This window comes from Limnohabitans sp. (assembly GCF_040401135.1).
In the GTDB taxonomy this organism is placed as follows: domain Bacteria; phylum Pseudomonadota; class Gammaproteobacteria; order Burkholderiales; family Burkholderiaceae_C; genus Limnohabitans.
Map to the genome: position 1 here is coordinate 1 of NZ_JBBAOV010000032.1, position 26099 is coordinate 26099.

27 protein-coding genes and 1 tRNA gene are annotated in these 26099 nt (G+C 55.2%); 24 read left to right on the forward strand and 4 right to left on the reverse strand.

Annotated features, from left to right (window positions below; genetic code table 11):
* Window positions 1–80: 80 nt before the first annotated feature.
* The 8 genes from ABWP81_RS09175 to fliJ are packed head-to-tail and all read left to right on the forward strand — an operon-like array spanning window position 81 to window position 8943.
* A complete protein-coding gene (locus ABWP81_RS09175) occupies window positions 81–1565 on the forward strand; it encodes a sigma-54 interaction domain-containing protein (protein ID WP_353141269.1) in 1485 nt (494 codons plus the stop codon).
* Entirely contained in the window at window positions 1562–1906 is a 345-nt protein-coding gene (gene fliE / locus ABWP81_RS09180) for a flagellar hook-basal body complex protein FliE (protein WP_353132769.1), read from the forward strand. Before ABWP81_RS09175 ends, fliE begins: the two co-directional genes overlap by 4 nt.
* A gap of 20 nt (window positions 1907–1926) precedes the next feature.
* A complete protein-coding gene (gene fliF / locus ABWP81_RS09185; protein ID WP_353141271.1) occupies window positions 1927–4077 on the forward strand; it encodes a flagellar basal-body MS-ring/collar protein FliF in 2151 nt (716 codons plus the stop codon).
* 23 nt (window positions 4078–4100) lie between these two features.
* Window positions 4101–5135 carry a flagellar motor switch protein FliG gene (gene fliG / locus ABWP81_RS09190; protein ID WP_353132775.1) on the forward strand — a complete coding sequence of 345 codons (1035 nt, stop codon included), beginning with the start codon at window positions 4101–4103 and terminating at the stop codon, window positions 5133–5135.
* Window positions 5128–6537 carry a FliH/SctL family protein gene (locus tag ABWP81_RS09195; RefSeq protein ID WP_353141273.1) on the forward strand — a complete coding sequence of 470 codons (1410 nt, stop codon included), beginning with the start codon at window positions 5128–5130 and terminating at the stop codon, window positions 6535–6537. Before fliG ends, ABWP81_RS09195 begins: the two co-directional genes overlap by 8 nt.
* Window positions 6524–7180, forward strand: coding sequence for a hypothetical protein (locus ABWP81_RS09200; protein ID WP_353141275.1), 657 nt, complete (start codon window positions 6524–6526; stop codon window positions 7178–7180). The genes ABWP81_RS09195 and ABWP81_RS09200 overlap by 14 nt, the downstream gene beginning before the upstream one ends.
* Before the next feature lie 3 nt (window positions 7181–7183).
* Window positions 7184–8506 carry a FliI/YscN family ATPase gene (locus ABWP81_RS09205; protein WP_353132784.1) on the forward strand — a complete coding sequence of 441 codons (1323 nt, stop codon included), beginning with the start codon at window positions 7184–7186 and terminating at the stop codon, window positions 8504–8506.
* Window positions 8503–8943: a flagellar export protein FliJ gene (gene fliJ, locus ABWP81_RS09210; RefSeq protein WP_353132787.1), complete on the forward strand. Its 441-nt coding sequence runs from the start codon at window positions 8503–8505 to the stop codon at window positions 8941–8943. Before ABWP81_RS09205 ends, fliJ begins: the two co-directional genes overlap by 4 nt.
* Here fliJ and ABWP81_RS09215 read toward each other — a convergent pair whose 3' ends face one another.
* A complete protein-coding gene (locus tag ABWP81_RS09215) occupies window positions 8944–9684 on the reverse strand; it encodes a hypothetical protein (protein WP_353141277.1) in 741 nt (246 codons plus the stop codon).
* Between the two features lie 123 nt (window positions 9685–9807).
* Between ABWP81_RS09215 and ABWP81_RS09220 the strand changes: the two genes are divergently transcribed.
* Genes ABWP81_RS09220 through ABWP81_RS09255 form a run of 8 tightly spaced genes read left to right on the forward strand, consistent with a single transcriptional unit; the run spans window position 9808 to window position 16326 of the window.
* Window positions 9808–10080, forward strand: coding sequence for a flagellar biosynthetic protein FliO (locus ABWP81_RS09220; protein WP_353132793.1), 273 nt, complete (start codon window positions 9808–9810; stop codon window positions 10078–10080).
* The gene (gene fliP, locus ABWP81_RS09225) at window positions 10070–10840 is read left to right on the forward strand and encodes a flagellar type III secretion system pore protein FliP (protein ID WP_502905532.1); all 771 of its coding nucleotides are present in this window, start codon (window positions 10070–10072) and stop codon (window positions 10838–10840) included. Before ABWP81_RS09220 ends, fliP begins: the two co-directional genes overlap by 11 nt.
* Before the next feature lie 11 nt (window positions 10841–10851).
* Window positions 10852–11121 (forward strand): flagellar biosynthesis protein FliQ, encoded by a 270-nt coding sequence (fliQ, locus tag ABWP81_RS09230; RefSeq protein ID WP_353132796.1) that lies wholly within the window; start codon window positions 10852–10854, stop codon window positions 11119–11121.
* Between the two features lie 12 nt (window positions 11122–11133).
* Window positions 11134–11901 carry a flagellar biosynthetic protein FliR gene (gene fliR / locus ABWP81_RS09235; RefSeq protein WP_353141279.1) on the forward strand — a complete coding sequence of 256 codons (768 nt, stop codon included), beginning with the start codon at window positions 11134–11136 and terminating at the stop codon, window positions 11899–11901.
* Between the two features lies 1 nt (window position 11902).
* Window positions 11903–13051 (forward strand): flagellar biosynthesis protein FlhB, encoded by a 1149-nt coding sequence (flhB, locus tag ABWP81_RS09240; RefSeq protein WP_353132802.1) that lies wholly within the window; start codon window positions 11903–11905, stop codon window positions 13049–13051.
* A gap of 18 nt (window positions 13052–13069) precedes the next feature.
* A complete protein-coding gene (locus ABWP81_RS09245; RefSeq protein WP_353141281.1) occupies window positions 13070–14575 on the forward strand; it encodes an SPOR domain-containing protein in 1506 nt (501 codons plus the stop codon).
* A gap of 21 nt (window positions 14576–14596) precedes the next feature.
* Window positions 14597–15049, forward strand: coding sequence for a hypothetical protein (locus ABWP81_RS09250; RefSeq protein ID WP_353141283.1), 453 nt, complete (start codon window positions 14597–14599; stop codon window positions 15047–15049).
* Between the two features lie 2 nt (window positions 15050–15051).
* Window positions 15052–16326, forward strand: a complete 1275-nt coding sequence (locus ABWP81_RS09255; RefSeq protein WP_353141285.1) for a hypothetical protein — start codon at window positions 15052–15054, stop codon at window positions 16324–16326.
* On the opposite strand, the gene ABWP81_RS09260 is transcribed toward ABWP81_RS09255, so the two are convergent.
* From ABWP81_RS09260 to ABWP81_RS09270, 3 genes are read right to left on the reverse strand one after another with little or no spacing between them, the layout of a single operon-like run.
* Window positions 16323–17939 (reverse strand): FMN-binding glutamate synthase family protein, encoded by a 1617-nt coding sequence (locus ABWP81_RS09260; RefSeq protein WP_353141287.1) that lies wholly within the window; start codon window positions 17937–17939, stop codon window positions 16323–16325. The genes ABWP81_RS09255 and ABWP81_RS09260 overlap by 4 nt on opposite strands.
* 25 nt (window positions 17940–17964) lie before the next feature.
* Window positions 17965–18468, reverse strand: coding sequence for a hypothetical protein (locus ABWP81_RS09265; protein WP_353141289.1), 504 nt, complete (start codon window positions 18466–18468; stop codon window positions 17965–17967).
* A complete protein-coding gene (locus tag ABWP81_RS09270) occupies window positions 18465–19400 on the reverse strand; it encodes a ParA family protein (protein ID WP_353141290.1) in 936 nt (311 codons plus the stop codon). Before ABWP81_RS09270 ends, ABWP81_RS09265 begins: the two co-directional genes overlap by 4 nt.
* A gap of 327 nt (window positions 19401–19727) precedes the next feature.
* Here ABWP81_RS09270 and ABWP81_RS09275 point away from each other — a divergent pair, with 327 nt between their 5' ends.
* The 8 genes from ABWP81_RS09275 to ABWP81_RS09310 all read left to right on the forward strand — a co-directional run bounded on the left by ABWP81_RS09275 (window position 19728) and on the right by ABWP81_RS09310 (window position 26079).
* Entirely contained in the window at window positions 19728–20231 is a 504-nt protein-coding gene (locus ABWP81_RS09275) for an OmpA family protein (RefSeq protein ID WP_353132822.1), read from the forward strand.
* Window positions 20232–20254: 23 nt separating this feature from the next.
* Window positions 20255–21151 (forward strand): NUDIX hydrolase, encoded by an 897-nt coding sequence (locus ABWP81_RS09280; protein ID WP_353141292.1) that lies wholly within the window; start codon window positions 20255–20257, stop codon window positions 21149–21151.
* Between the two features lie 5 nt (window positions 21152–21156).
* A complete protein-coding gene (gene fabI, locus ABWP81_RS09285) occupies window positions 21157–21924 on the forward strand; it encodes an enoyl-ACP reductase FabI (protein ID WP_353141300.1) in 768 nt (255 codons plus the stop codon).
* 8 nt (window positions 21925–21932) lie between these two features.
* Window positions 21933–23360 carry a bifunctional enoyl-CoA hydratase/phosphate acetyltransferase gene (locus tag ABWP81_RS09290; protein ID WP_353141294.1) on the forward strand — a complete coding sequence of 476 codons (1428 nt, stop codon included), beginning with the start codon at window positions 21933–21935 and terminating at the stop codon, window positions 23358–23360.
* On the forward strand, window positions 23357–24553 hold the full coding sequence (locus ABWP81_RS09295; RefSeq protein WP_353141296.1) for an acetate/propionate family kinase: 1197 nt from the start codon (window positions 23357–23359) through the stop codon (window positions 24551–24553). Before ABWP81_RS09290 ends, ABWP81_RS09295 begins: the two co-directional genes overlap by 4 nt.
* 21 nt (window positions 24554–24574) lie before the next feature.
* Window positions 24575–25045 carry a flavin reductase family protein gene (locus ABWP81_RS09300; protein WP_353132834.1) on the forward strand — a complete coding sequence of 157 codons (471 nt, stop codon included), beginning with the start codon at window positions 24575–24577 and terminating at the stop codon, window positions 25043–25045.
* Window positions 25046–25051: 6 nt separating this feature from the next.
* Window positions 25052–25966 carry a ZIP family metal transporter gene (locus ABWP81_RS09305; protein ID WP_353141298.1) on the forward strand — a complete coding sequence of 305 codons (915 nt, stop codon included), beginning with the start codon at window positions 25052–25054 and terminating at the stop codon, window positions 25964–25966.
* Window positions 25967–26002: 36 nt separating this feature from the next.
* Window positions 26003–26079: transfer RNA gene (locus ABWP81_RS09310), tRNA-Met, on the forward strand.
* The last annotated feature ends 20 nt before the right edge of the window (window positions 26080–26099 follow it).

A 26099-nucleotide genomic window follows, 5' to 3' on the forward strand; every position in this document is an offset into this window, starting at 1 on the left:
AATTTAATTACATAGGTTACAAAACAACCTGGCACGGCCTTTGCATAACAGTCTTACCTTTATTTCGGACTGTACTCAAAGTGAATGCTTCTTCTGTCAACGTAATTCATGCCGTTTGGTTGGACCCTTTCAGTCCGATCAACGCCGCAGATCGCGCCCAGCTGGATGCCGCAGGTATCAGTCTGGAAACTGTGTCTACCTTGGGCGACCTCACGCTGGCTTTGCGCCGCGCACATGTGTTGGTTGTTCGCTTGGGCGATAACGCCGAGCTGCTTCAAGAAGTTCAAACCCTGATTGCCCAACTCGGCCACACCGTGCCCGTGCTGTGCCGCGTGGACCGTCGCCGCATGGAAGTGGCTGTGGACGCGATGCGCTTGGGTGCTTTGCATGTGTTGTCGGCTGACGAGTGGTCTGCCGCAGCTTGGCAAGGCGCTGTGAAAGGCCTGAACGCCCCCGAACTCAAAACCAAGAGCTACGTGTTTGTGGACCCCATCAGCCAGCATTTGTTGGCCTTGGCCCAGCGCGTGGCACAAACCGATGTCACCGCTTTGTTGGTGGGCCCCACAGGCGCTGGCAAAGAAGTGTTGGCCCGTGTGTTGCACGAGTCATCCCCCCGCGCCAAGGCCCCGTTTGTGGCACTCAACTGCGCGGCCATGCCTGAGCATTTGATTGAAGACATGTTGTTTGGCCATGAGAAGGGCGCTTTTACCGGCGCTTTGAAAGAGCACAAAGGTTTGTTTGAACAGGCCCACGGCGGCACCATCTTCTTGGACGAAATTGGCGAGATGCCTATGAACTTGCAAGCCAAGTTGTTGCGCGTCTTGCAAGAGAAAAAACTCAACCGCTTGGGCGGTGAAGGCACGATTGACCTGGACATCCGCGTGATCGCGGCCACCAACAAAGACTTAAAGCTCGCCATCGAGCAACGCGAGTTTCGCGAAGACTTGTATTTCCGCATCAGCACCTTCCGCTTGCGCATTCAGCCTTTGAAAGACCGCTCAGGCGACATCGTGCCTTTGGTGGCGCAGTCTTTGGCGCGTCATGTCAAAGGTGGTTTGCCTTTCACGGTCACGCCTGAAGCACAAGCCTTGCTGCAAAGCTACCCATGGCCCGGCAATGTGCGCGAACTTGAAAACGTGGTGCAACGCGCCGTGGTGTTGAGTGGTGGCCGCACCATCAGCCCCGCGCATTTGATGTTTGACGATGCACAAATGGACGAGCAAGCCTTGCCTGTGATGTCCAGCATGACAGCAGCGATGCCACAAGTGTTTGAAGAAACGCCCCTGGCTGCAGCGCCTGTCATACCCGCCTTAGCAGCCCCCACTTATTACAGCCCAGCAACTGCGTATGCCGCTGCGCCCATCGAAACACGCCCAGAGGCAGCGGCCCCGATCGACTTGGACAGCGCGGTAAAAGCCAGCGAACTGCAAGTGATCATGGCCGCGCTTCAAAGCACCGACAGCCGCCTAGAAGCGGCTGCCAAGTTGGGCATCAGCCCACGCACTTTGCGCTACAAGCTGGCGCAAATGCGCACCCGTGGCATGACTGAAGGAGCCTCCGCATGATTGATCGCATCTCACAAGCCAACGTTCAATCGATGATTGAAACGCTGCGTTCCTACCAAACACAAGCCGCAGGTGTTAACTCTCCTGCTGGCGAAGCGGCGACCGCCAAGGTTCAAGGTCAACCCGACTTTTTCAAGTCGGTGCAAAACGCGTTGGACAGCGTGAACGAGACGCAGATGAAATCACGCGGTATGCAAGAAGCCTACGAACGTGGCGAAGAAGTGCCCCTGACCGAAGTGGTCTTGAGCATGCAGAAATCGTCGCTGGCTTTTGAAGCCACCTTGCAAGTACGCAACAAAGTGATGAAAGCGTACGAAGAAATCATGAACATGCCGGTTTGATACTGGATTGAGAGACTGATATGGCAACAGATACCTTAAATATGAACGCAGTGGGCATGCCCAATGCCACGGGCCTAGAGACCACCGGTGCAGCTAATGCAAGCGGTGCAACGGGCAATGCGTCACGCTTGCCTTCCTGGATCAACACCCAAGAAGGCCCTGGCGCAGTGGTGATGGACGTGCTGCGTCAGCCCAGCGTGCGAAAGGCCTTGCCTTTCATCGTGATCTTTATGCTGCTGATGTCGGTGGCGGTGTTCTTTACCTCAATGAAGCCCACGCCCTACCGTCCTTTGGTGTTGATGCTCAGCGACGCTGACAAGCAACAAGCCATTGAAGCTTTGAAAGCTGCTGAGTTCAAGCCTGAAGTGGATGTCAACACCGGCCAAATCTCGGTGCCTACATCTCGTTTCCAAGAGGCCCGCATGTTGCTGGCCTCTAAAGGTTTGCCACGCACCGAAGCGTCGGGCATGGACAACCTCAAAGACATGCCCGCCATGACCACCAGCCAGTTCATGGAACAGGTGCGCTACAACAACGCGATGGAGCTAGAGCTGGCGCGCAGCATTATTCAAATTGGCGGCATCAAAGCTGCCCGCGTGCATTTGGCCGCGCCCAAGCAAAGTGTGTTTGTGCGTGACCGCGCGCCCACCAAGGCATCGGTGATCATCACCCGTTTGCCAGGCCGCACTATTTCGTCGGCCAACGTGCAGGCCATCATTCAGTTGGTGGCCTCCAGCGTGCCTTACCTTGCGCCTGAAAACGTGTCGGTGGTGGACAACTTTGGCAGCTTGATGAACGACATGTTGACCGAAGCGCCTTTGGGCCTGACCGCACAACAGCTCACCCACAAGCAGCAGATGGAAGACTTGTATCGCACCCGCTTGATTCAGTTGCTGGCCCCCATCGTGGGCGAGACCAACGTGACCGCGCAGGTGAGCATGAGCCTAGACTTCACACAAACCGAAGTGACCACCGAAGACTTTGACTCGCAAGACAAAGGCCCCAAGACCCGCTCTGAGTTGTTTGTGGAAGACCGCAACACCTTGCGTGATGCCATTGGTATTCCTGGCGCCTTGTCCAACACACCACCTGCACCCACCAACCCCCAAGCCACCACGCAAACCAACGCCGACCCCTTGAAGGGCGTGAGCGAAAAAGGCGTGCAAGTGACAGCGCGTAGCACCAAAAACTACGAGCTCGACCGCGCCGTGCGTCACACCAAAGGTGCGATGGGCGTGATCACCAAAATTGGTGTGGGCGTGTTGATCAACGAACGTCCTTTGCCACCGGGTGCCAAAGCAGAAAAGAACCCCGATGGCTCGACCCCCACCTCTGTGCCCTACACGCCTGAAGAGATCGAACGCTTGAACCAATTGGTCAAGGGCGCGGTAGGCTTTAACAACGACCGCGGTGACGTGGTGACCGTGGTGGGTACCAAGTTTGAGCCTCAGTACGACCCGACCGTCATTCCTTGGTGGCGCGATGAAAACTACCAAGTCATGGTGAACGCGGGTGTGGTGGGGAGCATCTTTTTGCTGATCCTCTTGACCGTGGTCCGTCCGATGGTGCGCCGCTTGTTGGCCCCCGAGATCGACCCCAAAGCCTTGGCTGCTGCGGCTGCCGATGCGGCCACCAACCAAGCCCAGATGGCGATTGATGTGGCCACGGCCGAAAATGCTGCGGCGCAAGCTGCTGCGGCCTTTGCCAAGAGAACCCATGAAGGCGAGATGCTGCGTATTTCTGAAGAAGCCATGCGTGCGGCTGAAGAATCCGCCCGCTTGTCGCAAGAAGCTACTTATTCTGCTGAGCAGGCCCGCTTGGCTGCCGAGGCCAAAGCCGCCGCTGATGCGTTGGCCGCCGAAGAAGCCCGACTGCGTGAAGAGGCTTTGCGTGCGGAGCGTGAAGCGCAGATGGCTGCTGAGCTTGAAGCCGCCAAGGCTGCGGCAGTCGCGCCTGAAGAGTCTTCAGAAGAAATTGAAATTGAAGAAGGCGAGTCGCTGGAGTCGGTCAAAGCCCGCATGGCGAGCATGAAGCCGAAGAAACAGTCGATTTCAGCCGACTTGCTCAACACAGCCAATTCGTATGACGATAAAGTGGCGTTGATTCGCATGATCATGGCCGAAGATTCCACCCGAGTGGCTGGCGTGCTCAAGAGCTTGATCGAGAAGTAATAAATTTTCTGAGGATTTGAATCATGGCTGAAGACACCATTGTGATGACCGACAAGCTCCGCGCTGAACTTGCCAACATTACCAGCACCCAACGCGCTGCCGTTTTGATGCTCTTGCTAGGCGAAGAGCAAGCGGCTGAGATCATCAAATTTTTAAGCCCTAAAGAGGTTCAAGCGCTTGGCGCTGCGATGGTGCAAGTGGCCAACTTCTCACAAGAAGCGGTGAACTTTGTGCTGGACGAGTTTGTGGACCATCTGAAAAACCAAAACAACGTCAGCATCGGTGGTGCGGACTACGTGGAAAAAGTCATGCGCTTAGCGCTGGGCGATGACAAGGCTGCCTCTGTGTTGGGCCGCATCATGCCGGGTCAAGGCACCAAAGGTTTGGACATCCTGACTTGGATGGATGCCCGAGGTATTGCCGACATGATTCGTGGTGAACACCCCCAAGTGGTGGCCATCATCTTGTCGCTTCTGGAGAGCGAAGTGGCGGCCGATGTGTTGAATTATTTGCCGCCCGACACGCGCCCTGAGGTGATTCAGCGCGTAGCCAGTTTAGACACCGTGCAACCTTCGGCGATGGCTGAACTGGAAGCCATCATGAAGCAACAGTTTTCTAAGAACGCGTCGGCTCAGTCGTCTAGCTTTGGTGGCATTCAAGCCGCAGCCAAGATCATGAACTTGACCAAGACCGCGCTGGAAGCCAGCATCATGAGTGGCTTGAACGACATTGACCCCGACTTGATGCTCAAGATTCAAGACAATATGTTTACGTTTGAGAACTTGGTCAGCGTGGACAACAAAGGTATTCAGGTGCTTATGCGTGCGGTGGAGCCGGACTTGCTGATGATGGCTTTGAAAAATGCCAGCGAACCTTGCCAAGCCCGTTTCTTCGACAACATGTCCGAGCGTGCGCGCGGCATGTTCCGCGACGACATGGAGGCCAAAGGCCCACAACGCATGACCGATGTGGAGAACGCGCAAAAGCAGATCATGCGTCAAGCGCGTAAGTTGTCCGACTCGGGCGAATTGATCTTGGGCGGAGCAGACTTTGTTTAACCAACCCGATCCTGCTCGGGCTGCCGTTCCATGGCAACCCAACGCCGGCATCGCTGAAAAGCTGAGCAGCCGTGGCTATGCCACGACCCGCTGGACCAGCGATGCGCCAGAGGCGTTTGCTGATCTTGGGTATCCAGCCAAGACCAGCGGGTTTTCGGCTGCGCACTATCAGTCCACCCAGCTGCCGCTGAACCAGCAAGCCCAAGCATCGCTGGCGCTGCTGGAAGGTGAGTTCCGCAACGCGGGCTTGGGTGAAGAAATGCCGGTCTCTGTGGCTGGTGCAGAAACGAATGTTCACTTGCCATTTGTGATGGACGCTTATGGTGCATCACGCAAGTCCAAGCTGGGTATGCGTGTTGATCCATCTGTGTTGCAACGTGCGTTGGCACAAGCAGAAATGGCTGAAAACTTGGTGGTGAGCCGCATCACTTCAGATGAACAGATGGCTGACCTCATCGTGATTCATCCGGATGTGGCGGATGACGTGGAACCTCGCATGGTCGAGGCCGCAGCAGTTGCGCAAGCCGCAGAAGCTGCAGCGGCCATTGAAGCTGAGGCGGCACTCGAAGCTGAGGCAAAAGCAGCAGCCGATGCTGCTGCACAAGAAGCGCAGGCCGCGGCTAAGCTTGCAGAGTCAGCGTTGCCCGCGGTGGTAGGCGGCATTGCCCCCGAAGAAGTTGAACAGCGCGAAGCCGAGCAATTTGCCAAAGGCTTGACGCAAGCCCGCGAAGAAGCGGCCACGGCGTTGGCTGAAGCTGTGGCCAAGGCCACAGAAGATGCATTAGCCCAAGGGATAGCCCAAGGTATTGAGCAAGGTACAACGCAAGGTTTGGAACAGGGTTTAGAAAAGGGCCATGCACAAGGCATGGCCGCAGGCGAAGCCAAGACCAGAGCCGAGTTGGCCGAGGAGATGGCCGCACAGCGTGTGGTGTTTGAAAACGCCGCAACCGAGCTGAGCGCGTTGATCGCAGACCCTAAGAAATTTTTTGAGCCCCTCAAGCGCTTGGCCCTGCACATTGCAGAACAAGTGGTGGTGGGCGAGTTGCAGACGTCTAGCAAAGGCATGGAACGTTTGGTGCAACGCTGTTTGGATGAGTTGGATCATCCCGTGCATGGCGCGGTGGTGCTGGAGCTCAACCCCGAAGACAAAGCCCGCTTGCAAGCGCATGGCGGTGACTTCATCAAAGGCATGCGCCTAGAAGCCGTGGCCGATTTAAAAACGGGCAGCGTGCGCGTGATTGCCAACGACACGGTGGTGGAAGATTTGGTCGAACATCGGCTGGAGGGCTTGGCCAAAGCCTTGCTGGTCGATGTGGATGCTTGGCGCGAGAAGTCGCCCCTGGCTCAGCGTATTTTGGACGTTCAACAAGAAGAAGCGGAGGACGGTGATGTTCATTCCTGACGTGATCAACACCCTGTTGATGGGTTTGATTTTTGTGGTTGTCATTGTGACCATCGTTCGGCCGTTTGTGCTCAACATGGTGGGGCAAGCCGCATCTAACAATGACATGCAACGCGATGCTGTGGCAGCCGTTGAGCGCGAGATGATGCGCAAGGCTGAGTTGTTTGAATCCCAACGTGCGGAAAAAATCAAATACCAATTGATGTTGTTGGAAAAGCCAGAGAAGCCAAAACCCAAACCCGTGATCGAGCCCGAGCCTGAGCCAGAGTTGGTGCCCGAGCCGGAGGCGGTCGTCCAACCCGAAGTGGTTGAAGAACCTGCCGTAGAAGTGGCGGAGACGCCTATCGAAGAAGTGTCCGCAGAGTTGGCCACTGACGAGCCAGCGGCCGAGGTGCCAGCCGAAGACGCAGAAGAGGCATTGGCCGAAGGTGTGATTGAAATGCGTGAAGGTGAGACTTTCGCCGACATCAAAGAACGCATGCGCAAAGAACAACAAAAAGCCAAAAAGCCAAGCATTCCGCCAGAGTTGCTCAGCGGCGCCAAAAGCTACGAAGACAAAGTGGGCGTGGTGCGCATGGTGGTGCAATCAGACCAAGCGCGGGTGGCTTCTGCCATTCGCGGCATGATTCAGGTGGGTAAATAAAGCATGCTGGACTTTGCCAAAGAAGTTCAGACAAGCTTGCCCAAGCTACGCACCCCCGAACCGCTGCGCAGCGGTACCTTGGTGCGCTTGGTGGGACTGACTTTGGAGACACGCGGCATCATGGCACCTTTGGGTGCTTGCTGCGAAGTGATGGGCAAAGCTGGCCATCGCGTCGAGGCCGAGGTGGTGGGCTTCAACGACAAAACCTTGTACCTCATGCCCTTCACCGACCCTGTCGGTGTGGGCCCTGGCGACACTGTGCGTGTGATATCGAACTCGGGCCAAGTGCGCTTGGGCAACGAGCTGTTGGGCCGCGTGATTGATGGCCGCGGCATGCCGATTGACGGCAAACCCATGCCCCATTTGCCCGATCAGCTCAGCTTGTTGGGCTGCCCGCTCAACCCCATGGAGCGCGGCCCGATTGTTGAAATTTTGGATGTGGGTGTGAAGGCCATCAATGGCGCACTCACCATTGGCCGCGGCCAACGCATTGGTTTGGTGGCTGGTTCAGGCGTGGGTAAAAGTGTGCTGTTGGGCATGCTCACGCGCTTTACCAAAGCCGACATTGTGGTGATTGGTTTGATCGGTGAACGTGGCCGCGAAGTGCAGGCTTTTATTTCTGAATCTTTGGGTGCTGAAGGTTTGGCTAAATCGGTGGTGGTGGCTGCACCTGCCAACGTGTCGCCTGTGTTGCGCCTTAAGGCCACACACATGACGCATGTGATTGCTGAATACTTTCGCGACCAAGGCAAAAACGTGTTGATGCTGTGCGACAGCTTGACCCGTGTGGCCCACGCGCAGCGCGAAATTGGCTTGGCCATTGGCGAGCCACCTACAGCCAAAGGCTATCCACCGTCTGTGTTTGCCCTGCTGCCCAACTTGATTGAGCGCGGTGGTGTGGGCCGCCATGGCCATGGCTCGATTACCTCGATCTACACCGTGCTCGCCGAGGGTGACGACGGCAACGACCCGATTGTGGACATCGCGCGTGCGTCGCTCGATGGCCAAGTGATGTTGTCACGCCGCTTGGCCGATCAAGCGCATTACCCCGCGATTGATTTGAACGGTTCGATTTCGCGTGTCATGCAATCCTTGGTAAGCCCCGATGAGTTGAAGGAATCCAACAAGTTGCGCCGCTTGTGGTCGATCTACCAACAAAATGCCGACTTGGTGCAAGTGGGTGCGTATGAAGCTGGAAGCAACCCCGAGCTAGACGACGCCATTCGCCTGCGCGAGCAGATGGTGGAATTTTTGCGCCAAGACATGGACAGCGGCCAGGACTACGCCATGACGCGTAACCAACTGAGCCACATGCTGTCGTCATGAAGCCACGCGCCGCCTGGCCCGTGCTGGCCAAAAAAGCCAAAGAGAAATGCGACGAAGCCCTTGTCGAGTTAAAAAAGGCGCGTGACCGCGTGACGCATTTGGTGCAAAGCCGTGAGCGCATGCAGCTGCTCTACACCGACTATGTGGCGCGCAGCAAAGAGGCCGAGAGCCGCCCACACAGCATGTCAGAGACGCTGAACTTTCGTGGTTTTATGCAGCAGCTTCAAGCTTTAATTTCGCGTGTGAACGTGGACTTGATGGACGCGCAGCATGCGGTGGAAGTCAAGCGCTTGGCGCTTAGGGCCGCTGAGCAAAAGCGTATTCAAATGGAAACCTTGGTCGAGCAAGACCTCAAGGCGGTGCGCGACTACCACCGCAAGCGCGAACAAAAAGAGATGGACGCTGCGGGCATCACGCTCTACAACCTCAAACACTGATTACGAGCTGACCCAGCCTGCTTGTAGCCAATGCCAGTAGTTGGGTTTGAAGGCCCAAGGCATCCAGGTGGTGGGTGAGCTGTCAGAAAAAACTTGGCTGGTGAGGTGGTCATTCCACGCATCTTTTGCCCCCACACTGGCCAAGAGCTTTTGCGAAAAAGCTGCTTCCATGCCTTGCTTGGCCGTCACGTGGTGGCTCCACACCTGCAAGCCTGCAGGCAACAAACGCCCATCCGTTGGGCCCGACCACACATCGTGCAAGCTGCCCCAGCTGCGGCCTTGGAGTGTGGTTTTGAGTTGTGCCAATTCGTGCTCTACACGCGCTTGATCACGCACGCGAAAACGGTGTTGCCCCAATACGTTGTCAAACCAAAGGCAGGCCTTGGGGTGTTCTTTCAAAATTTCGGGCAGAGTGGCCAGTGCGTCTTGGCGGTGGTGATGCACCGCGATGCCTTGCGCCTTCAAGCGCTTGCCGTGTTGCCCATCAAACAGCAAAGCGGCGAGGGGGTCAATGTCATAGGCGTCGATGCGTTGGAAGCGGGCCAGCCAACTGGGCGGCATCATCCAACCTGCGCTGCCGCCTATCAACACCAAGTGTTCAGACTTGGGCTGCACTTGCGCCAAAAACTGATCGCTCAATTGCACCGTGGGCTGCCAGCGCTTGCGTGAGGTGTAGGCCTGCACATGCCAGTTGAGGCCGCCCGTGCCTCCCGCATGAATCAGGTCGCGAATCAGGCCCATGGGTTTGTCTTTGACTGCATGAATTAACTATACCGTCCAGAAAGCTGGCACGTGCCTTGCAAGGTACTTAGAAATAAGCACGTCTAGTGTCAAAAAACCGTCATCGCGCACAGGGAAAACATCATGCAAAGTTTCGATTGGGTTCAATTCATGGCCAGCACCTTCAGTGTGTTGCTGCTGCTGGGCGGCGCGCTGTGGTGGGTCAAGCGCAACCGTGGTTTTGCTGCGAATGGCATGGACGACAAGCGCATTCAAGTGCTTGAAGCTTTGCCTTTGAGCCTCAAGCACAAGATGGTGCTGATTCAGGTGGACAACCAAATGGTGTTGGCCAGCATCAGCCCCGCCGAGGTAAAAACACTGCACGCGTGGACGCAGGAGCCCAGCCATGTTGCGTAAGCCCATCACCAAAAAAATTCTTTACGTCATCTTGGCGTTGTTGCTGATTGCCTTGGCTGCTTTGCCCATGGTGTCGCATGCCCAGGGTATTCCGTTGGTCAACGTTAGCGGCGCTGGAAAAGGCGGCCAGCAATACAGCATGAGCCTGCAATTGCTGGGCTTGATGACCACGCTTACGCTGTTGCCATCCATGCTGTTGATGATGACCTCGTTTGTGCGCATCATCATCGTGTTGTCGATCTTGCGCCAAGCTATTGGCACAGCCCAAACCCCGCCCAACACAGTGCTGGTGGGCTTGGCTTTGTTTCTTACCTTCTTCATCATGTCGCCTGTGTTTGAGTCGGTTTACAAAGACGCGATCGGGCCTTACATGAACGGCACCATGGACTTTGACAAAGCCTTGATCAAAGCCGAAGTGCCTGTGCGCGACTTCATGACCAAGCAAACCCGTGAAGACGACATTGCCATGTTTATGCAAATCTCGAATCGCCGTGAGTTGTCAGATGCCACCCAAGTGCCATTCACCACGCTGATGCCAGCGTTCATCACGTCCGAAATCAAGAGCGCATTCACGATTGGTTTCTTAATTTACATCCCGTTTGTGGTGATCGACTTGATCGTGGCTAGCGTGTTGATGTCCATGGGCATGATGATGTTGTCACCCATGATTATTTCGATGCCGATCAAGCTCATGCTGTTCGTGCTGATTGACGGTTGGACGCTGTTGATGGCTTCGCTAGCCAACAGCTTTGTTTTCTAAGGAGTAGGCACATGGATAGTTCAGCAGTTGTCGATTTGGCGCGTCAAGCGTTGTGGATGACCATGATCATCTCGGGTCCTTTGTTGGCTGTGGGTTTGATCGTGGGTTTGGTGGTGGGTATTTTTCAAGCCGCCACCTCCATCAACGAGCAGACCTTGAGCTTTATTCCAAAGATTTTGGTGATGGGTTTGACCATGTCGCTGGCTGGTGGATGGATGATCAACACCATGGTGGACTACACCAAAGGTATTTTTATTCGTATTCCAAGCTTGTTCATGTAACAAAGCGCTGACATGAATACCTCGCTGATTGACATCCTCGACAAATTTTTGGTCGTCATTTGGCCGATGTTGCGTTTGTCTGCGTTTTTGGCATTCACGTCTATTTTTTCGATTCGTGCGGTCAACATGCGCATTCGAATTTCGTTGGCATTTGCCATGGCATTTATTGTGTCGCAGCAAATTGAAATTCCCAAGATCGATCCTGTCACGGCCGATGGTTTGATGGAGATTTCGCGTCAAATTTTGATTGGCTTGACCATGGGCTTGGTGTTTCAGGTGGCCTCTGCTGCGATGGTGGTGGCGGGTCAGGCTATGTCTGGATCGATGGGCTTGTCCATGGCCAACATGGTTGATCCGAACATGGGTAGCGTGCCGGTGTTGTCACAGTTTTTTAACATCATGGGCACCTTGGTTTTCTTGGGCATGGGTGGCCACTTGATTGTGTTTGGTTTGGTGATGGAGTCGTTCATACTGATTCCGATTGGTCAAGAGTTTTTCAGCCAAGACATGCTGGGCAAGATGATCAACTGGAGTGCCATGATGTTTTTGGGCGCTCTGCTGATTGCTTTGCCCGTCATGATGGCCTTGCTTTTTATCAACGTCGGCCTAGGCTTTGTGGCCCGTGCGGCGCCTAGCTTAAATATTTTTACGGTGGGCTTTCCCGCGCTGATCTTGATGGGTTTCATCGTCATGATTTTTTCGATGGGCAACAACGTAGCCCGTATTGATTGGGTATGGACGAACGCTTTCACAATGCTTCGTTCGTATTTGGGAGGCTGATATGGCAGAAGAAAGCGGCCAAGACAAAACCGAAGAACCCACGGCGCAGCGGCTACAAAAAGCCCGCGACGACGGGCAAATTGCGCGCTCACAAGAGCTGGCACCTGCCGCCATGATGGTGATTGCTACGGTGTTTTTTAGCATGATGGGGCAGCACATCTTCAGCAGCATGAGCAACCTGTTCAAGCATCAGATGCAGTTTGACCGCCGCATCACCGACAAAGCCGAATTGCTGCCCGCAATTTTGGGCAGCTCTTTGGTGGATGGCTTTTTGATCGTCATGCCTTTGATGGCTATTCTTTATGTGATTGCCATTTTGTCGACCACCTTGGCGGGTGGTTTGATCTTTGCCCCTAAGTTGCTGGTGCCTAAATTCAGCAAGCTCAACCCCTTGACGGGTTTGGCGCGTTCGTTTGGCAAAGACGCGTTGATCAATTTGGCTAAAGCGGTGATCAAGTTTTTGGTGGTGGGTGCCATTTTGTTGGTGGCCGTCATGAACAACTTGGACGACCTTTCCCACATCTCGCAGATGGACCTGAATGCCGCCATGAAAGTGGCGGGCACCATCATTGTGGATTCTTGTATTTGGCTCAGCCTCGGTTTGGTGTTGGTGGCTTTGGTCGATGTGCCACTGCAGCGTCATCAGCTCAATGAAAAGCTGAAGATGACCAAGCAAGAGGTGAAGGACGAGATGAAAAACTCGGAAGGTAGCCCGGAGGTCAAAGGCCAAATTCGCCGCCGTCAGCACGAGATTTTGAACAACAAGATGATGAGCAAAGTCAAAGACGCGGACGTGGTGATCACCAACCCCACCCACTTTGCTGTGGCCCTTTCTTATGACCCGATGGGCGACGGCGCGCCCATGTTGGTGGCCAAGGGCGATGACGGCTTGGCAGCCCGTATTCGTGAGGAAGCCAAAGAGCACAACGTTTATATATTTGAGGCGCCTTTGCTGGCTCGCGCCTTATACTTCACGACCAAGCTGGATCACCCGATTCCAGAGGCTTTGTACCACGCTGTTGCGCAGGTCATTGCCTATGTGTTCAGCCTGAACCAGTCTTATGGTCGCGGCCAGGAAGTGGTCAAACCATCGCCCACCGTTCCGAACGACATGAAGTTCGACGCGAACGGCGATTTGATGAATTCTTAAGACCCGAGTTTGAGCCGCATGACAGATATCTACCAAAGCCCCGGTGACCGGTTGCGATTTGAAATACTCCTGAAGTCATTGACCGAAGGCAGTATCAATCTGGCCGTGCTAAGCGAGCGCGACATGGTGCTTGATTACTACGGCAGCTTGTTTGAAGAGCGCCTGCGTGCTAAGGGTGAAACCCACATCGATTGGTGTAGCTCTACAAATTCTGAAAAGCTGGTTCAACAGTTCAATGAAATCTTGTCTGAAATCACGCTCAACCAAGCGCTAGAAAAAGACAAAAAGCACGCACCCCGTCGCTTCTTGGTGTTTCGCGATTCCGTTCTGATGCAAGACTTTGAGCTGCAGCTGTTGGCCCGTTTGGTCAACGGTTTTCCTGCTGGCAACATCAGCGTGATTTTGCTGATCAACAGCGCCGCCAACTACCAAAGCAAAGTTGACGCGTTTGGTAAAAACTTGCTCAAGTGGGAAGTGGAATCCGATCTCGGTGATGCCAAGCAAAAATTAACCGATTGGGTGGCCACTGAGCCAATGCCCGATTTCACATCGACGCAGATCGAGCCGTCTTTCTTGTCTGAGCCGCCAACCCTCAGCGATGAGGTCACCCCTGTTGCAAAGCTGCTCAATCTGCCCACCAAAACAGCGTGGCGTGTGCCCGGTTTTGGGAAAAAAGAAGAACCAAAAATCGAGCCAGAACCTCTGCCTGCATTTGTGCCTCCCCCTGTGTCAGTTCTTGTATCGATGCCAGTGTCGGCGCCTGTGGCCTCGGCTGCTGTATTGGCCGCGGCGGCAGCCAGCCCCGAAGACGACCTATTTCAACGCGTGCCTCGCCGCTCATATGCGGTTTGGGTGTTGATATTGATGCTTTTGTCAGTGGTCGCATTGGCTGCAATGAACAAAGATTGGGTGCTGCAAGAGGCTGAGTTATTCAAGAAATATTTGCTGCGCGGTACACCCGCTGCGGCTGCCCCCGAGGAGGCGGCCAGTGCTGCAGCTGCAGCTTCTGCCGCAGCCGCATCATCTGCAGCCAGCGAGCAAGCGTTGGCCTCCGCCGAGCTTGCCGCGTCCGTGGCGGCTGAAGCTTCTCGTGTGGCCAGCCAAGCTGAAGATGTAGCCTCTGCGGCCAGTGCGGCCAGTGCGGTTGCTTCGGCGGCGGGGGTAGCGGTAGAGCCAAAAGCTGACCCCAAGCCAAAGGCGGAGCCCAAAGCCGCCGCTAAGCCGAACGCCAACTCTGACGAAGCTTGGGTTAACCAATTGCCTGCCAATGGCTATGTGGTGCAACTGGCCGCTATGGACACGCAAGACGACATGCTTAGCTTCCAGGGCAGCAACGCGGTGTATGCGAAAACCAGAATCATGCGTGCGCGCCAAAAAGATTCAGGCAAGCGTTACTACATTTTGGTTGCTGGCCCTTTTGAAACCAAAGCTCAAGCCGATGCTTTTATGCAGTCCAGCCCTTTGGTGTCCAAAGGTTGGCTGCGCAGTACCAAGTCGATGCAAACCCAATTTAATAAGTCCTGATCGTCTCTTGGAAACAAGCCTATGACTCAATTACCCAATTCATCCATGCATGGCGAGGCGCCCAAGCCAGATGACATTCAACTTGAGCCTTCCCCTTTTGAGGCAGGCTACATGGCTGACTCTTTGCCTCGAATTTCGGTGCCTGACTTGCCAGACGATGCAATAGGTCTAAGTGCCGAAGCATTGGCCAAGGTCCCGACGCTGACCGAGTTGGTCAGTGATGTATCCGCAGAGACTGAGCCGAGCACGGCGCAAATGGAGCCTGAGCCAACCCAGGTTTTGGCTTATGCCGGCGCTGAAGTTGAAGTGGAGGCTGAAGTTGATGCTGCTGGCTTGCAGGCTCAAGACCTGCCATCTCAAGCCGATCTTTACAACGAAGAGTTGCAGGCCCGCATGGGCAAACTCACAGAAGACATACAGACACTCAACGCACGACTGGATCGGCTTGAAGAATTAAATAATGCAAAGGTTTGAACATGGCTGACGAACAACAACCGACAGAAGATGCGACCGCGTCAACAGAAGCCATCGTGAACGTCGAGGCGACCGCCGATCGCCTGACAGAAATCGCTTCGCAATCACTTGACACCAATGAGGTGGCGCGTCAGATTGAAGAGCTCACTTCGGTGGTGCTTGACTCTGCTGAGGTGTCAACCCGTTCTGCCTCGGTTGCCGCTGACGTCAGCGCCACCATGCGTGCTGTGGTGTCCAAGATTCAAGAAAACAACATTCGTAATGTGACGCATTCACGCATCATGTTGGCCGCCTTTTGCACATGTTTATTGATCGCCATGGGCATTTTCTTTGCCATCACCATGAAGATGACCAAGTCCATCAAAGAGCTGGATACCATGATCTATGCCATGGCCAAGCGCGTGATTGAGGTAGATGCCAGTTTGAACGCGATTGGCAAAACCAATTCTAATTTCTCGGAAATTACCGACAAGCAAGACGAAGTGATCACCACCCAAACCCAAGTAGCTAAGCGTTTGGATGAGCTGGGTAAAAGCGTTGCCGCCATGCCTACTGTGGTGGCCGCTGAGGCCAACAAGTCAAGCGATCTGAGATTAAAAGACATGCAAAAGCAATTGACCATGTTGGACAGCAAGCTGCAATCCTTCGATGGCAAGTTGCAAACAATGGCTGAAAAAGCATCGTCTCGCATGCCACCTCCTGCACCCGCGCCTGCTGTGCAGCAAGGTCCCAGCACGCAAGTGTTGTTGACCGAAATTCAAAAGATCAAGTCTGATTTGAATGCAGCCGTGCAGGTGCGTGAGCGCACGCAAACAGCGGCTGAGGCTTCTGCGATCAAGTCGATCGAGAAAACTATTGAGAAAGCCACCGTGGCTGCCAGCGATGCGCAAAAGGCCGCCGACAAAGCTGCCCTGTCAGCCAAGACTGCTAGCGAGTCACAAAAGGCTGCCGCTGCTTCTGAGAAGGCGTCTGCTGCCGAGCGCTTGGCGCAGCAAAAAGCTGCCGCCGAGCGTGCGGTGATCATGCGCATGCAGCCCGAAAAGCCTGTGAAGTCTGCCGAACAAATAGCTGAAGAAAAAGCTGCTGCCGAGCGAGCTGCTACGGCTCGTGCTGCCAAGGCTGCTGCTGATAAAGCAGCCGCTGACAAGGCCGCTGCGGCAGAACGTGCTGCCGCTGAAAAAGCGCGTGTTGCGGCTGCTGCTGCAGCCGCTGCAGCCAATGTGCCGCCTCCGGTGGTACGTGAAAAACCTATTCAGTACCCACGCGTTCCGGATTAAATTCCAAACCGCTGGGTGCTTGTTAGCGTCCAGTCGCTAAACACCGCTGGCAGGGCGCTGACATTGTCTTTGAGCAAAGCACCCGTTTCTAGGGTGTCGATCAGATCGGATAAGTGCAAGGTTTGTGTTTCGCTCACGCGGCGCATGAAGTGACGGGGCGTGAAGTCATGTGGTGTTTGTAGACCAGAGGCCTCCATCAATTCTTGCAAGGCCTCTAAGGTGTGGCTGTGGAAGTTGTGCACGCGTTCAGCTTTGCTGGGCACGACCAGTGCCATTTGGCGTGTCGGGTCTTGCGTGGTGACACCCGTTGGACAGTTGCCGCTGTGGCAGGTTTGGGCTTGGATGCAGCCCAACGCAAACATAAATCCGCGCGCGCTGTTGCACCAGTCGGCACCCAAAGCCAACGCACGCGCGATGTCAAAGGCGCTGACAATTTTGCCGCTAGCACCCACCCGAATGGCATCGCGCAAACCAGCGCCCACCAAGGTGTTGTGCACCAAGCGCAAGGCATCTTGTAGGGGCATGCCCATGTGGTCCGAAAACTCGAGCGGGGCTGCGCCCGTGCCGCCTTCTGCGCCATCGACCACGATGAAGTCGGGTTGAATGCCTGTTTCCAGCATGGCTTTGACAAGGGCAAACCATTCCCAAGGGTGGCCAATGCAAAGCTTGAAACCCACGGGCTTACCTTCGCTCAAGGTGCGCAGTTGTTGGATGAACGCCATCATTTCTAATGGTGTCGAAAAACTACTGTGAGCGGCTGGGGACACGCAGTCTTGCCCCACCATCACGCCGCGTGCTTCGGCAATTTCTTCAGTCACTTTGGCACCGGGCAGTACACCGCCGTGGCCCGGTTTGGCGCCTTGGCTGAGTTTGATTTCTACCATCTTCACTTGGGGTGAGCGCACGTTCTCTACAAAGCGTTCAGGGCTGAAGTGGCCATGCTCATCGCGGCAACCAAAGTAGCCCGAGCCGATTTCCCAAATTAAATCGCCGCCATGTGCGCGGTGGTGACGCGAGATAGAGCCTTCGCCGGTGTCGTGTGCAAAGCCGCCCATCTTGGCGCCCAAGTTCAAGGCTTGGATGGCATTGGCGCTGAGTGCACCAAAACTCATGGCCGACACGTTGAACAAGCTGATGTCGTAGGGATGTGTGCAGTCTTTGCCGCCTACTTTGACGCGGAAGTCGTGGCCTGCGAGTTGGCTTGGGACCATCGAGTGGTTGATCCACTCGTAGCCCATGGCACGTACATCAAGTTGTGTGCCGAACGGGCGCTTGTCCGAGTCGCCCTTGGCGCGGGAATACACCAAGCTGCGCTGCGCACGAGAGAAAGGTGCAGCTTCGGTTTCTGACTCTAAGAAATACTGTCGAATCTCGGGCCGAATGTATTCGGACATGAAGCGTAAGTGCCCGATAACAGGGTAGTTGCGCAGAATAGAGTGGTTAGTTTGTTGAAGGTCGCGAAGGCCCACCAGCGTCAACAACAAAAAGACCGTAGGCCACCAACCACTCATGCCCATAACGCTTGAGCCCAGCAGCGAGAAAACGAGTAAGACGACCGATGCTATGAACGCTGTGTAGCGCACCGGATAGATCTGATTGAGTTTGTCCAGCATGCGCAACGCTCCTTAGCGAATGGGTTTATCGTTTGTCTGATAGTTTGGCAGAAAGTTTGGTTTGTGCGAGGGCTGACACTTCGGCGCGCAAGCGTGCCGAGGACAATTGCTGGTCGGCGGCATGCTGCACATCCGACAGGTGCGACAAAATCGTGCCGCGCAAGTTGACCAATTCTTGATCTAGCTTTTGCAAACGATCTTGCAGCTCGCGATGCAAGGCCATGCGCTCAGTGAGCAAGTTCACCTCAGCCGCAATGGTGCGCCAAGTTTGTGTCAAATCATCGCTGGGGGGCACGCGCAATTGCTCAAACAGTTCGTGGATGAGCGGGTCAAACATGGGGGAGGCGTGGCCTGCAGGCACATCTGGCGTTTCGGTCAGCGTGGGGACGTTGTCAGGCACGGCTGGCTGCTTGGGCGCTGCGGTCTGCTGGGTGTGAGATTGCAAAATCGAATTGACTTGACCCCACCCAGTCTCTGGTGTGTATTGCTTGAGTCCTTTGAAGGACAAAAATTGTGGTTCGGAGCTCATTTATTTAAGACGCCCATGGACATGCGTTTGAGGAACTGAGGAATTCCCATCGATGCAATGTGTGTGTTTGATGGCGCACTCACGCTAGGTGTCGATTTGTTCGCCATCTCTTCAGGACGTACTTTATGCATGCGGTGTCGGCCCAAGATTGAGTATTGGCTAGACAGGGTAGTTGAGTTAGCCAACACATTTTGACGATTCATAACAGCACCGCGCGTGGCCGGTGAGGTGGTGCGTGCTAGCGTGGTTTGGCGCATACCTTGGGCAGATTCGCGCATTTCGCGGGCAGCATAGACCGATTTGCCGAACTCGTTGAATGAGGCGCCACAAGCGTCTTGCAAGTCCATCAAGTAGCCGCGCTCAAACATTTCACGGGCCGATTGCGCTTCGAGCACTGGCGGTGCGAGCATGAAGCTGACTGGAAAACGCTGCTTCGAAAAAATATCGCTTTGCAGCTGTTCGGGTTGCACGCGGGTGGGGCAAACCAGCAAGGTGGGTGGGGTGTGGATGGCAGAGTCAAACACCCAGCGGTGGCGGCTTAAGAAGCCAGCCGTCGCGGCCAATTCGATTTCAGACACCGAGGTGGGGACGATGACTAAGTCGTACTCGAACATCAGCTCACCCGCGATGGAGTCGGTCCAGGTCAAGTCACAAATGACCACTTGGGTGCTGCTGGCAGCACGGCGTAAGTGAAGGCGGGCATCCAAGATTGGGCGGTTGCCGCCTTGGTCCAGCGGCAGGATGTGGTGCTGCACCACAATGCCAATATTTGGGGCACGGGTCAGCCAAGTGCTGGAGGAGCCATGGGTGTCAAAGTCAATCAGGGTGACGCTTTGTCCTTGGCGTCGCACAAAAGCCGCCAAATTGGCAGAAACCGTGCTTTTACCCACGCCGCCTTTTTGACTAGTGACCAAAATTTTGAATGTTGACATCTTCATTTACTCCTGGCTGAGCTACCAGCACTTCATGTTTTCGTATTTGATACGTCCCGAAATTTCTAGCGGGATGTGGAATTTACATGGGTACTGCCACACTGGTCAATGCGCTGTTTTGTTGCGATTTAGTAGCCAAACTTATCTACTTATCAACAAATGAATTCTTTGTAATTCATTTACGAGAATAAAAGAATTAATATTAACAAAATAGCCTATGTCCTTGATTTATAAAAGTTTTTACCCATGTGTCAAAAAAAACAACACTTTCCTGAGGGTCAGTGTCCATTAAAATTAAGGGGTTATTTTTTACACATTTCATAAATCATGTTCAAACGTCAATTTGCAATTCTGTCGGTCGTGTCCGTAGCCCTGTTGTCTGCTTGCAGTTCAACCAAACTAGAGAGCACTCAAGCTTCAGATGCCAAATCAGCTGCGCCAGCATCTGCCGTGGCTTCTGTGGTCGCCGATCACTTGAACCCAAACAGTGCCATCTCTAAAGAGCGCAGCGTCTACTTTGGTTTCGATCAGTTTGACATCAAGGCTGACCAAGCTGGCGTGGTCGAGCGTCAAGGTAAATATTTGTCTGGCAACGGTGCTTTGAAAGTACGCGTAGAAGGCAATGCCGACGAACGCGGTGGCCGCGAGTACAACTTGGCATTGGGCCAAAAGCGTGCAGAAGCCGTGTTGCGTGGCCTGAAAGCTTACGGCGTGAAAGACAGCCAAGCCGAGCCAGTGAGCTTTGGCAGCGAGAAGCCAAAAGCTGCAGGCCATGACGAAGCTGCTTGGGCGCAAAACCGCCGCGCAGACGTGGCTTACAGCGCCAAGTAATCGTCTGACCTGTCGCTGAGTTCATGCAACTCAACAGCGAGATCATCACCACACCACCGCGTGCTTCGGCCACGGTGGTGTTGTTACGTGATGAACCCCAAAAAGGCCTTGAGGTCTTTTTGTTGCGCCGTCACACAGACTCAGCTGTGTTGGGTGGTGCCTATGTGTTTCCGGGTGGCAAGCTAGACGAAGCCGATTGCACGACCGAAGTGCACGCCTTTTTAGACACCTCAGCGCAGGTGCTGCACAGTACCTTGGGTGAACCCGATTTGCCTTTACAAACAGCCGCGGGCCTGTATGTGGCTGCCGTGCGCGAAGTGCTGGAAGAGTGCGGTGTGTTGTACGCCCGCTTAAATGACGAACAAGCCTTGGCGCATGGCGCAGGGCAGCGCCGACTTTGGCAGCAAGCGCTGAATGATGGCCAAGATTTTTCGCAAGTTTTGCAAGGGGCAGGTTTGCGTGTGGATACGCAGCATTTGGCGCCGTGGTCGCGCTGGATCACGCCAGTGCAACCTTCGGTGACCAACAAACGCTTTGACACACGTTTTTTTATGGCTGTGTTGCCCCAGGGCCAACAGCCCATTCACGACAACATCGAGGCCACGGACAGCGTGTGGTTGAGCCCCTTGGACGCTCTGACACGCTATTGGGCAGGGGGCTTGTCGCTGGCGCCGCCGCAAATCATGACCTTGGTGTCTTTGCTGTCACACGCTTGTACAGCGAGTGTGTTGAACTTGGCAAAGCAGCAAACGCCGCCTTTGGTATTGCCAGAAACATTTGACGAAGAAGGGGTTCGCAACTTGTGCTACCCCGGAGATCCACGACATTCTGTGCAACAGCGTGCCATGCCTGGGCCGACACGATTACGTTTTGTGGCGGGCCGTTTTGAGCCCATTCAAGGTTTTAAGGAATTTTTATGAACACGATGTCTGCCTTTGATCTACAGGGTAAAAAAGGCTTGGTGCTGGGCTTGGCCAACGCGCACAGCATTGCCTGGGGCTGCGCGCGTCAAGCGCAGGCCATGGGTGCTGAGGTGGTGGCATCGTGTCTGAACGATAAAGCCCGTCCGTTTGTAGAGCCGCTCACCCAGCCTTTGGGAATGGATTTGCACACCTGCAACATCGAAACACCGGATGACTTAGAAAATTTGGTAGCCCACGCCGTGGCCAAACTGGGCCGCTTGGACTTTGTGATTCACTCCATTGCATGGGCTCCGTTGGCCGATTTGCATGGCCGTGTGATCGACAGTTCAAGTGTTGGTTTTGCACGCGCCATGGAGGTGTCGTGCCATTCGTTTGCCACGCTGGCCAAGCTGTGTGCACCGCACATGACGCAAGGTGGCAGCATGGTCACCATGTCTTATTTGGGGGCTGACGAAGCTGTGCCTCACTACGGCTTGATGGGGCCTGTGAAGGCTGCACTCGAATCCTTGGTGCGCTACATGGCTGTGGAGTTGGGGTCACAGGGTGTGCGCGTTTACGCCGTGTCGCCTGGGCCCATCCCCACCCGCGCTGCCTCTGGCATTGAAGACTTTGATGCGCTCATGCAAAGCAATATCGCCAAAGCGCCACTCGGCCGTTTGGTCACACTGCAAGAAATTGCCAACCTCAGCACCTTTTTGTGTACCGATGCCGCCAGTGGCATGACGGGTCAAACCATTTACGTCGATGCCGGCAGCCACGCAGTGAACTGAAGAACACCATGAACGAAATCACAGACCTCACCAACGACCTCGCCAATGAGTGGTTAGAAAACTACCCCTACGACAGCATCGTGGTGGGGCAGGTCGCTCGATTGGTGCGTACGCTCACCTTGGCCGATATCCAAGCCTTTGCGGCGGTGTCGGGCGACACCAACCCCGCGCACCTTGACCCCACATATGCCAACGCCACTTTGTTTCATGGCGTCATTGGCCACGGCATGTGGGGTGGGGCGCTCATCAGCACGGTGTTGGGTACGGTGTTTCCTGGGCCCGGCACTATTTATTTACAGCAACACCTGCACTTCAGCCGCCCCGTGCGAATCGGCGACACCTTGAATGTGACCGTCACGTGCATGAGCAAACAAGACGACAAAAAAACGATAGAACTCGATTGCTTGTTGGTGAACCAAAAAGGCGAACGCGTGCTGTATGGCGTGGCCAAAGTGATGGCCCCCACCGAAAAGCTGCGCATGCCGCGCATTCATGCGCCGCACATCAGCCTGTTTGACCCCGAACAACGCCACGCCAACCTCCTGGCGCTAGGGGCGCACCTAGAGCCTGTGCGCTGTGGTGTGGTGCACCCGTGTGATGCGGACTCTCTGCAGGGTGCGATGGATGCACACCACGCGGGCTTGATACAAGCCGTGCTGTTTGCGCCCGAGAAAAAGCTGCGTGCAGTGGCCTCCGAGGCGGGCATTGATTTGACGGGTATCGAAGTGATTGATGTGGCCCACAGCCACGAAGCAGCAGAGTTGGCCGCACAAATGGCGGCTGACCAAAAGTTGGAAGCCTTGATGAAAGGCAGCTTGCACACGGATGAATTGATTCACGCTGTGGTGTCGCAAAAAGGTCTGCGCACGGGTCGTCGCATGTCGCATGTGTTTCGTTTTGAAGCGCCTATGTACCCCAAGCCGCTTTTCATCACGGATGCTGCGCTGAACATCGCACCCAGCTTGGCCGAGAAAGCCGACATCGTGCAAAACGCTATTTTGTTTGCGCAAATCATGGGCGTCGCCGTTCCCAAAGTGGCCATTCTTTCGGCGGTCGAAACAGTCAATCCCAACATCCCCTCCACACTCGACGCCGCTGCTTTGTGCAAGATGGCCGACCGAGGGCAAATCAAAGGTGGGTTGCTGGATGGCCCACTCGCGTTTGACAACGCGGTGTCTAGCCACGCAGCGGAGATCAAACACATTGCCTCTGCTGTGGCAGGCCAAGCCGACATTTTGGTGGCCCCCGATTTGGAGTCCGGCAACATGATGGCCAAGCAACTGGAATACTTGGCTGGCGCTTCGGGCGCAGGCGTTGTGTTGGGCGCGCGCGTCCCCATCGCGCTCACCAGCCGTGCCGACTCCGCCACTACGCGCAGCGCTTCTGCCCTCTTGGCCAAGCTCATTGCGCATCATTACCGCACGCACCCTGCATGAGCATCCTCGCTGTCAATGCGGGGTCGTCTAGCCTCAAGTTTGCGCTGTACCCCGTCCAGGGAGAGGGCTCTGCCCGATGCATTGGCGAGGCTGAAGTTACGGGCAACATCGAAGGCCTAGAGCCATCGGGTCAGCCGCGCATCAGCTATTGCGCAAAGGGCCAAGCCAAAGCGTCAGCCGCTGTAGATGTGCAGCCTGCGCAAGATGTGTTTGACGCCGCGCTCGACACCCTCAAAGCTTTGCTAGCCTCGCGCTTTGCGCATTTGCAAGTGCAGTCCATTGCACACCGAGTGGTGCATGGTGGAGCGTTTTACAGCAGCAGTGTGCGCGTGACGCCCAAGGAGTTGACGCAGCTCGCCACACTCAATGCGTTGGCGCCACTGCACCAGCCGCACAATTTGGCGGGCATCAGCGCATTTGCTGAGTCATTTCCTGAAGTGCCGCAAGTGGCGTGTTTTGACACAGCGTTTCATCGCACCTTGTCACCCTTAGAAACCACCTTTGCCATTGATAAAAAGCTCACAGAACAAGGTGTGCGCCGCTACGGTTTCCATGGGCTTTCTTACCAATACGTGAGCCAAGTGCTCAAGCGCGAGGTGCCGCGTTCAACTGGTCGTGTGGTGATGGCCCACTTGGGCAATGGGGCAAGTGTGTGCGCCACCACCGACCACCAAAGCCGTGCTACCACCATGGGCTTCTCGGCCTTGGACGGGTTGATGATGGGCACGCGCAGCGGCGCGCTTGACCCTGGTGTGCTTCTGTACTTGATGGAACAAGGATGGGGCCACGATCAAATTCAAAAGCTGCTTTACAAACAAAGTGGATTGCTGGGCGTATCGGGCGAGAGCGCCGACATGCGCACCTTGCGTGCCTCCAGTTCTGACGACGCTCTGTTTGCCACCGAGTTGTTTTCACACCGCGTCGTGCGCGAAGTTGGGGCACTCAGCGCCTGCATTGGTGGCCTCGATGTGTTGGTCTTTACTGGCGGCATTGGCGAACACGATGCCGTGCTACGCCAACAAGTGGGCGAGTCCTTGACTTACCTTGGCGTGCAGGTCAATGCAGCGCGCAACGCAAAGGCCGCAGGCGACCGTGTGGCTTCAATTCACGCCGACAATAGTGATGTTGAGGTGTGGGTGGTCCCCACTGATGAAGGTCGTGTGGCCGCACAAGACGCACTGGCATTTTTATAGAAACAATTCAGAAAGTACGGCGTGAATATCAAAGACGCAATGAGCTGCTTCACCACCGGTGTGACCGTGGTGACCGCTCACACCCAAGGCCAAGATTGGGGCATGACTTGCAACTCCTTCAACACCGTGTCGCTAGATCCAGCCATGGTGTTGTGGAGTGTGCGCAAAACCTCGGCCAGCCACTCAGCCTTCGTCACAGCGGGTGGCTACATGGTCAACGTGTTGGGCGCTCAGCAAAAAGACCTGGCGCTCAATTTTGCGCAAGGCACACAAACTGTTCGCTTTGCAGACCAACAACTGGTGCGTGGCTTGAACCAACACCCTCGGCTTGAAGGTGTGATTGCTTGGTTTGACTGCCGCATTGCGCAAGTGGTGTCTGCCGGCGATCACGACATCTTGATTGGCGAAGTGCTCGACTTCGGTGTGCAAGCCGGTCACGGCTTGGCTTATGCGCAACGCAGCTTTGGCGTGCTTGCGCCCATGGAAGACTAATCTCCCATGGACATGTATGTGGCTTGGGCCTTTATCCTTGGCGTGATGTGTTCGGCCTCATTGCTGATCGGCTCTTTGATTGGCATTTATTTCAAACTGCCTCAGCGCGTGGTGGGTTTGATGGCAGCTTTTGGTGCGGGCGCTTTGTTGTCGGCCTTGGCCATTGAGCTGGTCGCTCCATCCATTGACGCATTCATGCGTGCCAGCTCGCCCGACGTGCGTGCCCACGAAGTGCGCAATTTCTTCCATTTGGTGGCTGGCGCATTTGTGGGCGGCATTGTTTTTGTGATGCTCGACTGGGTACTGGTCGAGCATGGCGGCTACTTGCGCAAAACTGCCTCCCTTATTTCAAAAGTTATGCATGAGCGGGCCCACTTGCCGCAGCACCACACACAGCCTTTGCCAACTGGCGAAGAGCTAGAAAAAAAGCACGCGTCCCATGACAACGCGGCGGTGGCTATTTGGTTAGGCAACTTGCTGGATGGTTTGCCTGAGAGCTTTGTGGTGGGCACGGTGCTCATGGCTACTGTCACGGCCAGTGTGCATGATGGCGCAGCTGTGGCGTTTTGGGATGTCTTGCCCTACACCTTACTGGCGGGTTTGTTTTTGTCCAACTTGCCCGAGGCCTTGTCTAGCTCGGCGCAAATGCGCATGCAGGGCATGAGCGTGCAACGCATCTTGGTTATGTGGTTGTCCTTGGTGCTGATGACAGGTATTGCCGCTGCGCTGGGCGCGGTCATGGGCGAGTGGGTCCCACACAACGCCATGGTGTTTATCGAGGGCTTGGCCGCGGGTGCCATGCTCACCATGATTTGTGCGGCCATGCTGCCCGAAGCCACACACTTGGCGCCGCCTAACTGGGTGGGCTTGGCCACGCTGAGCGGCTTCTTTTCAGCCTTGCTGTTCAAGGTGTTCGAATAAGCAGCAACCTAAATGGTTTACAATTTCGCCCTGTTCGGTGGTATAGCTCAGTTGGTTAGAGCGCAGCATTCATAATGCTGATGTCGCAGGTTCAAATCCCGCTACCACCACCAAAAATAAAAACCCACAGTCT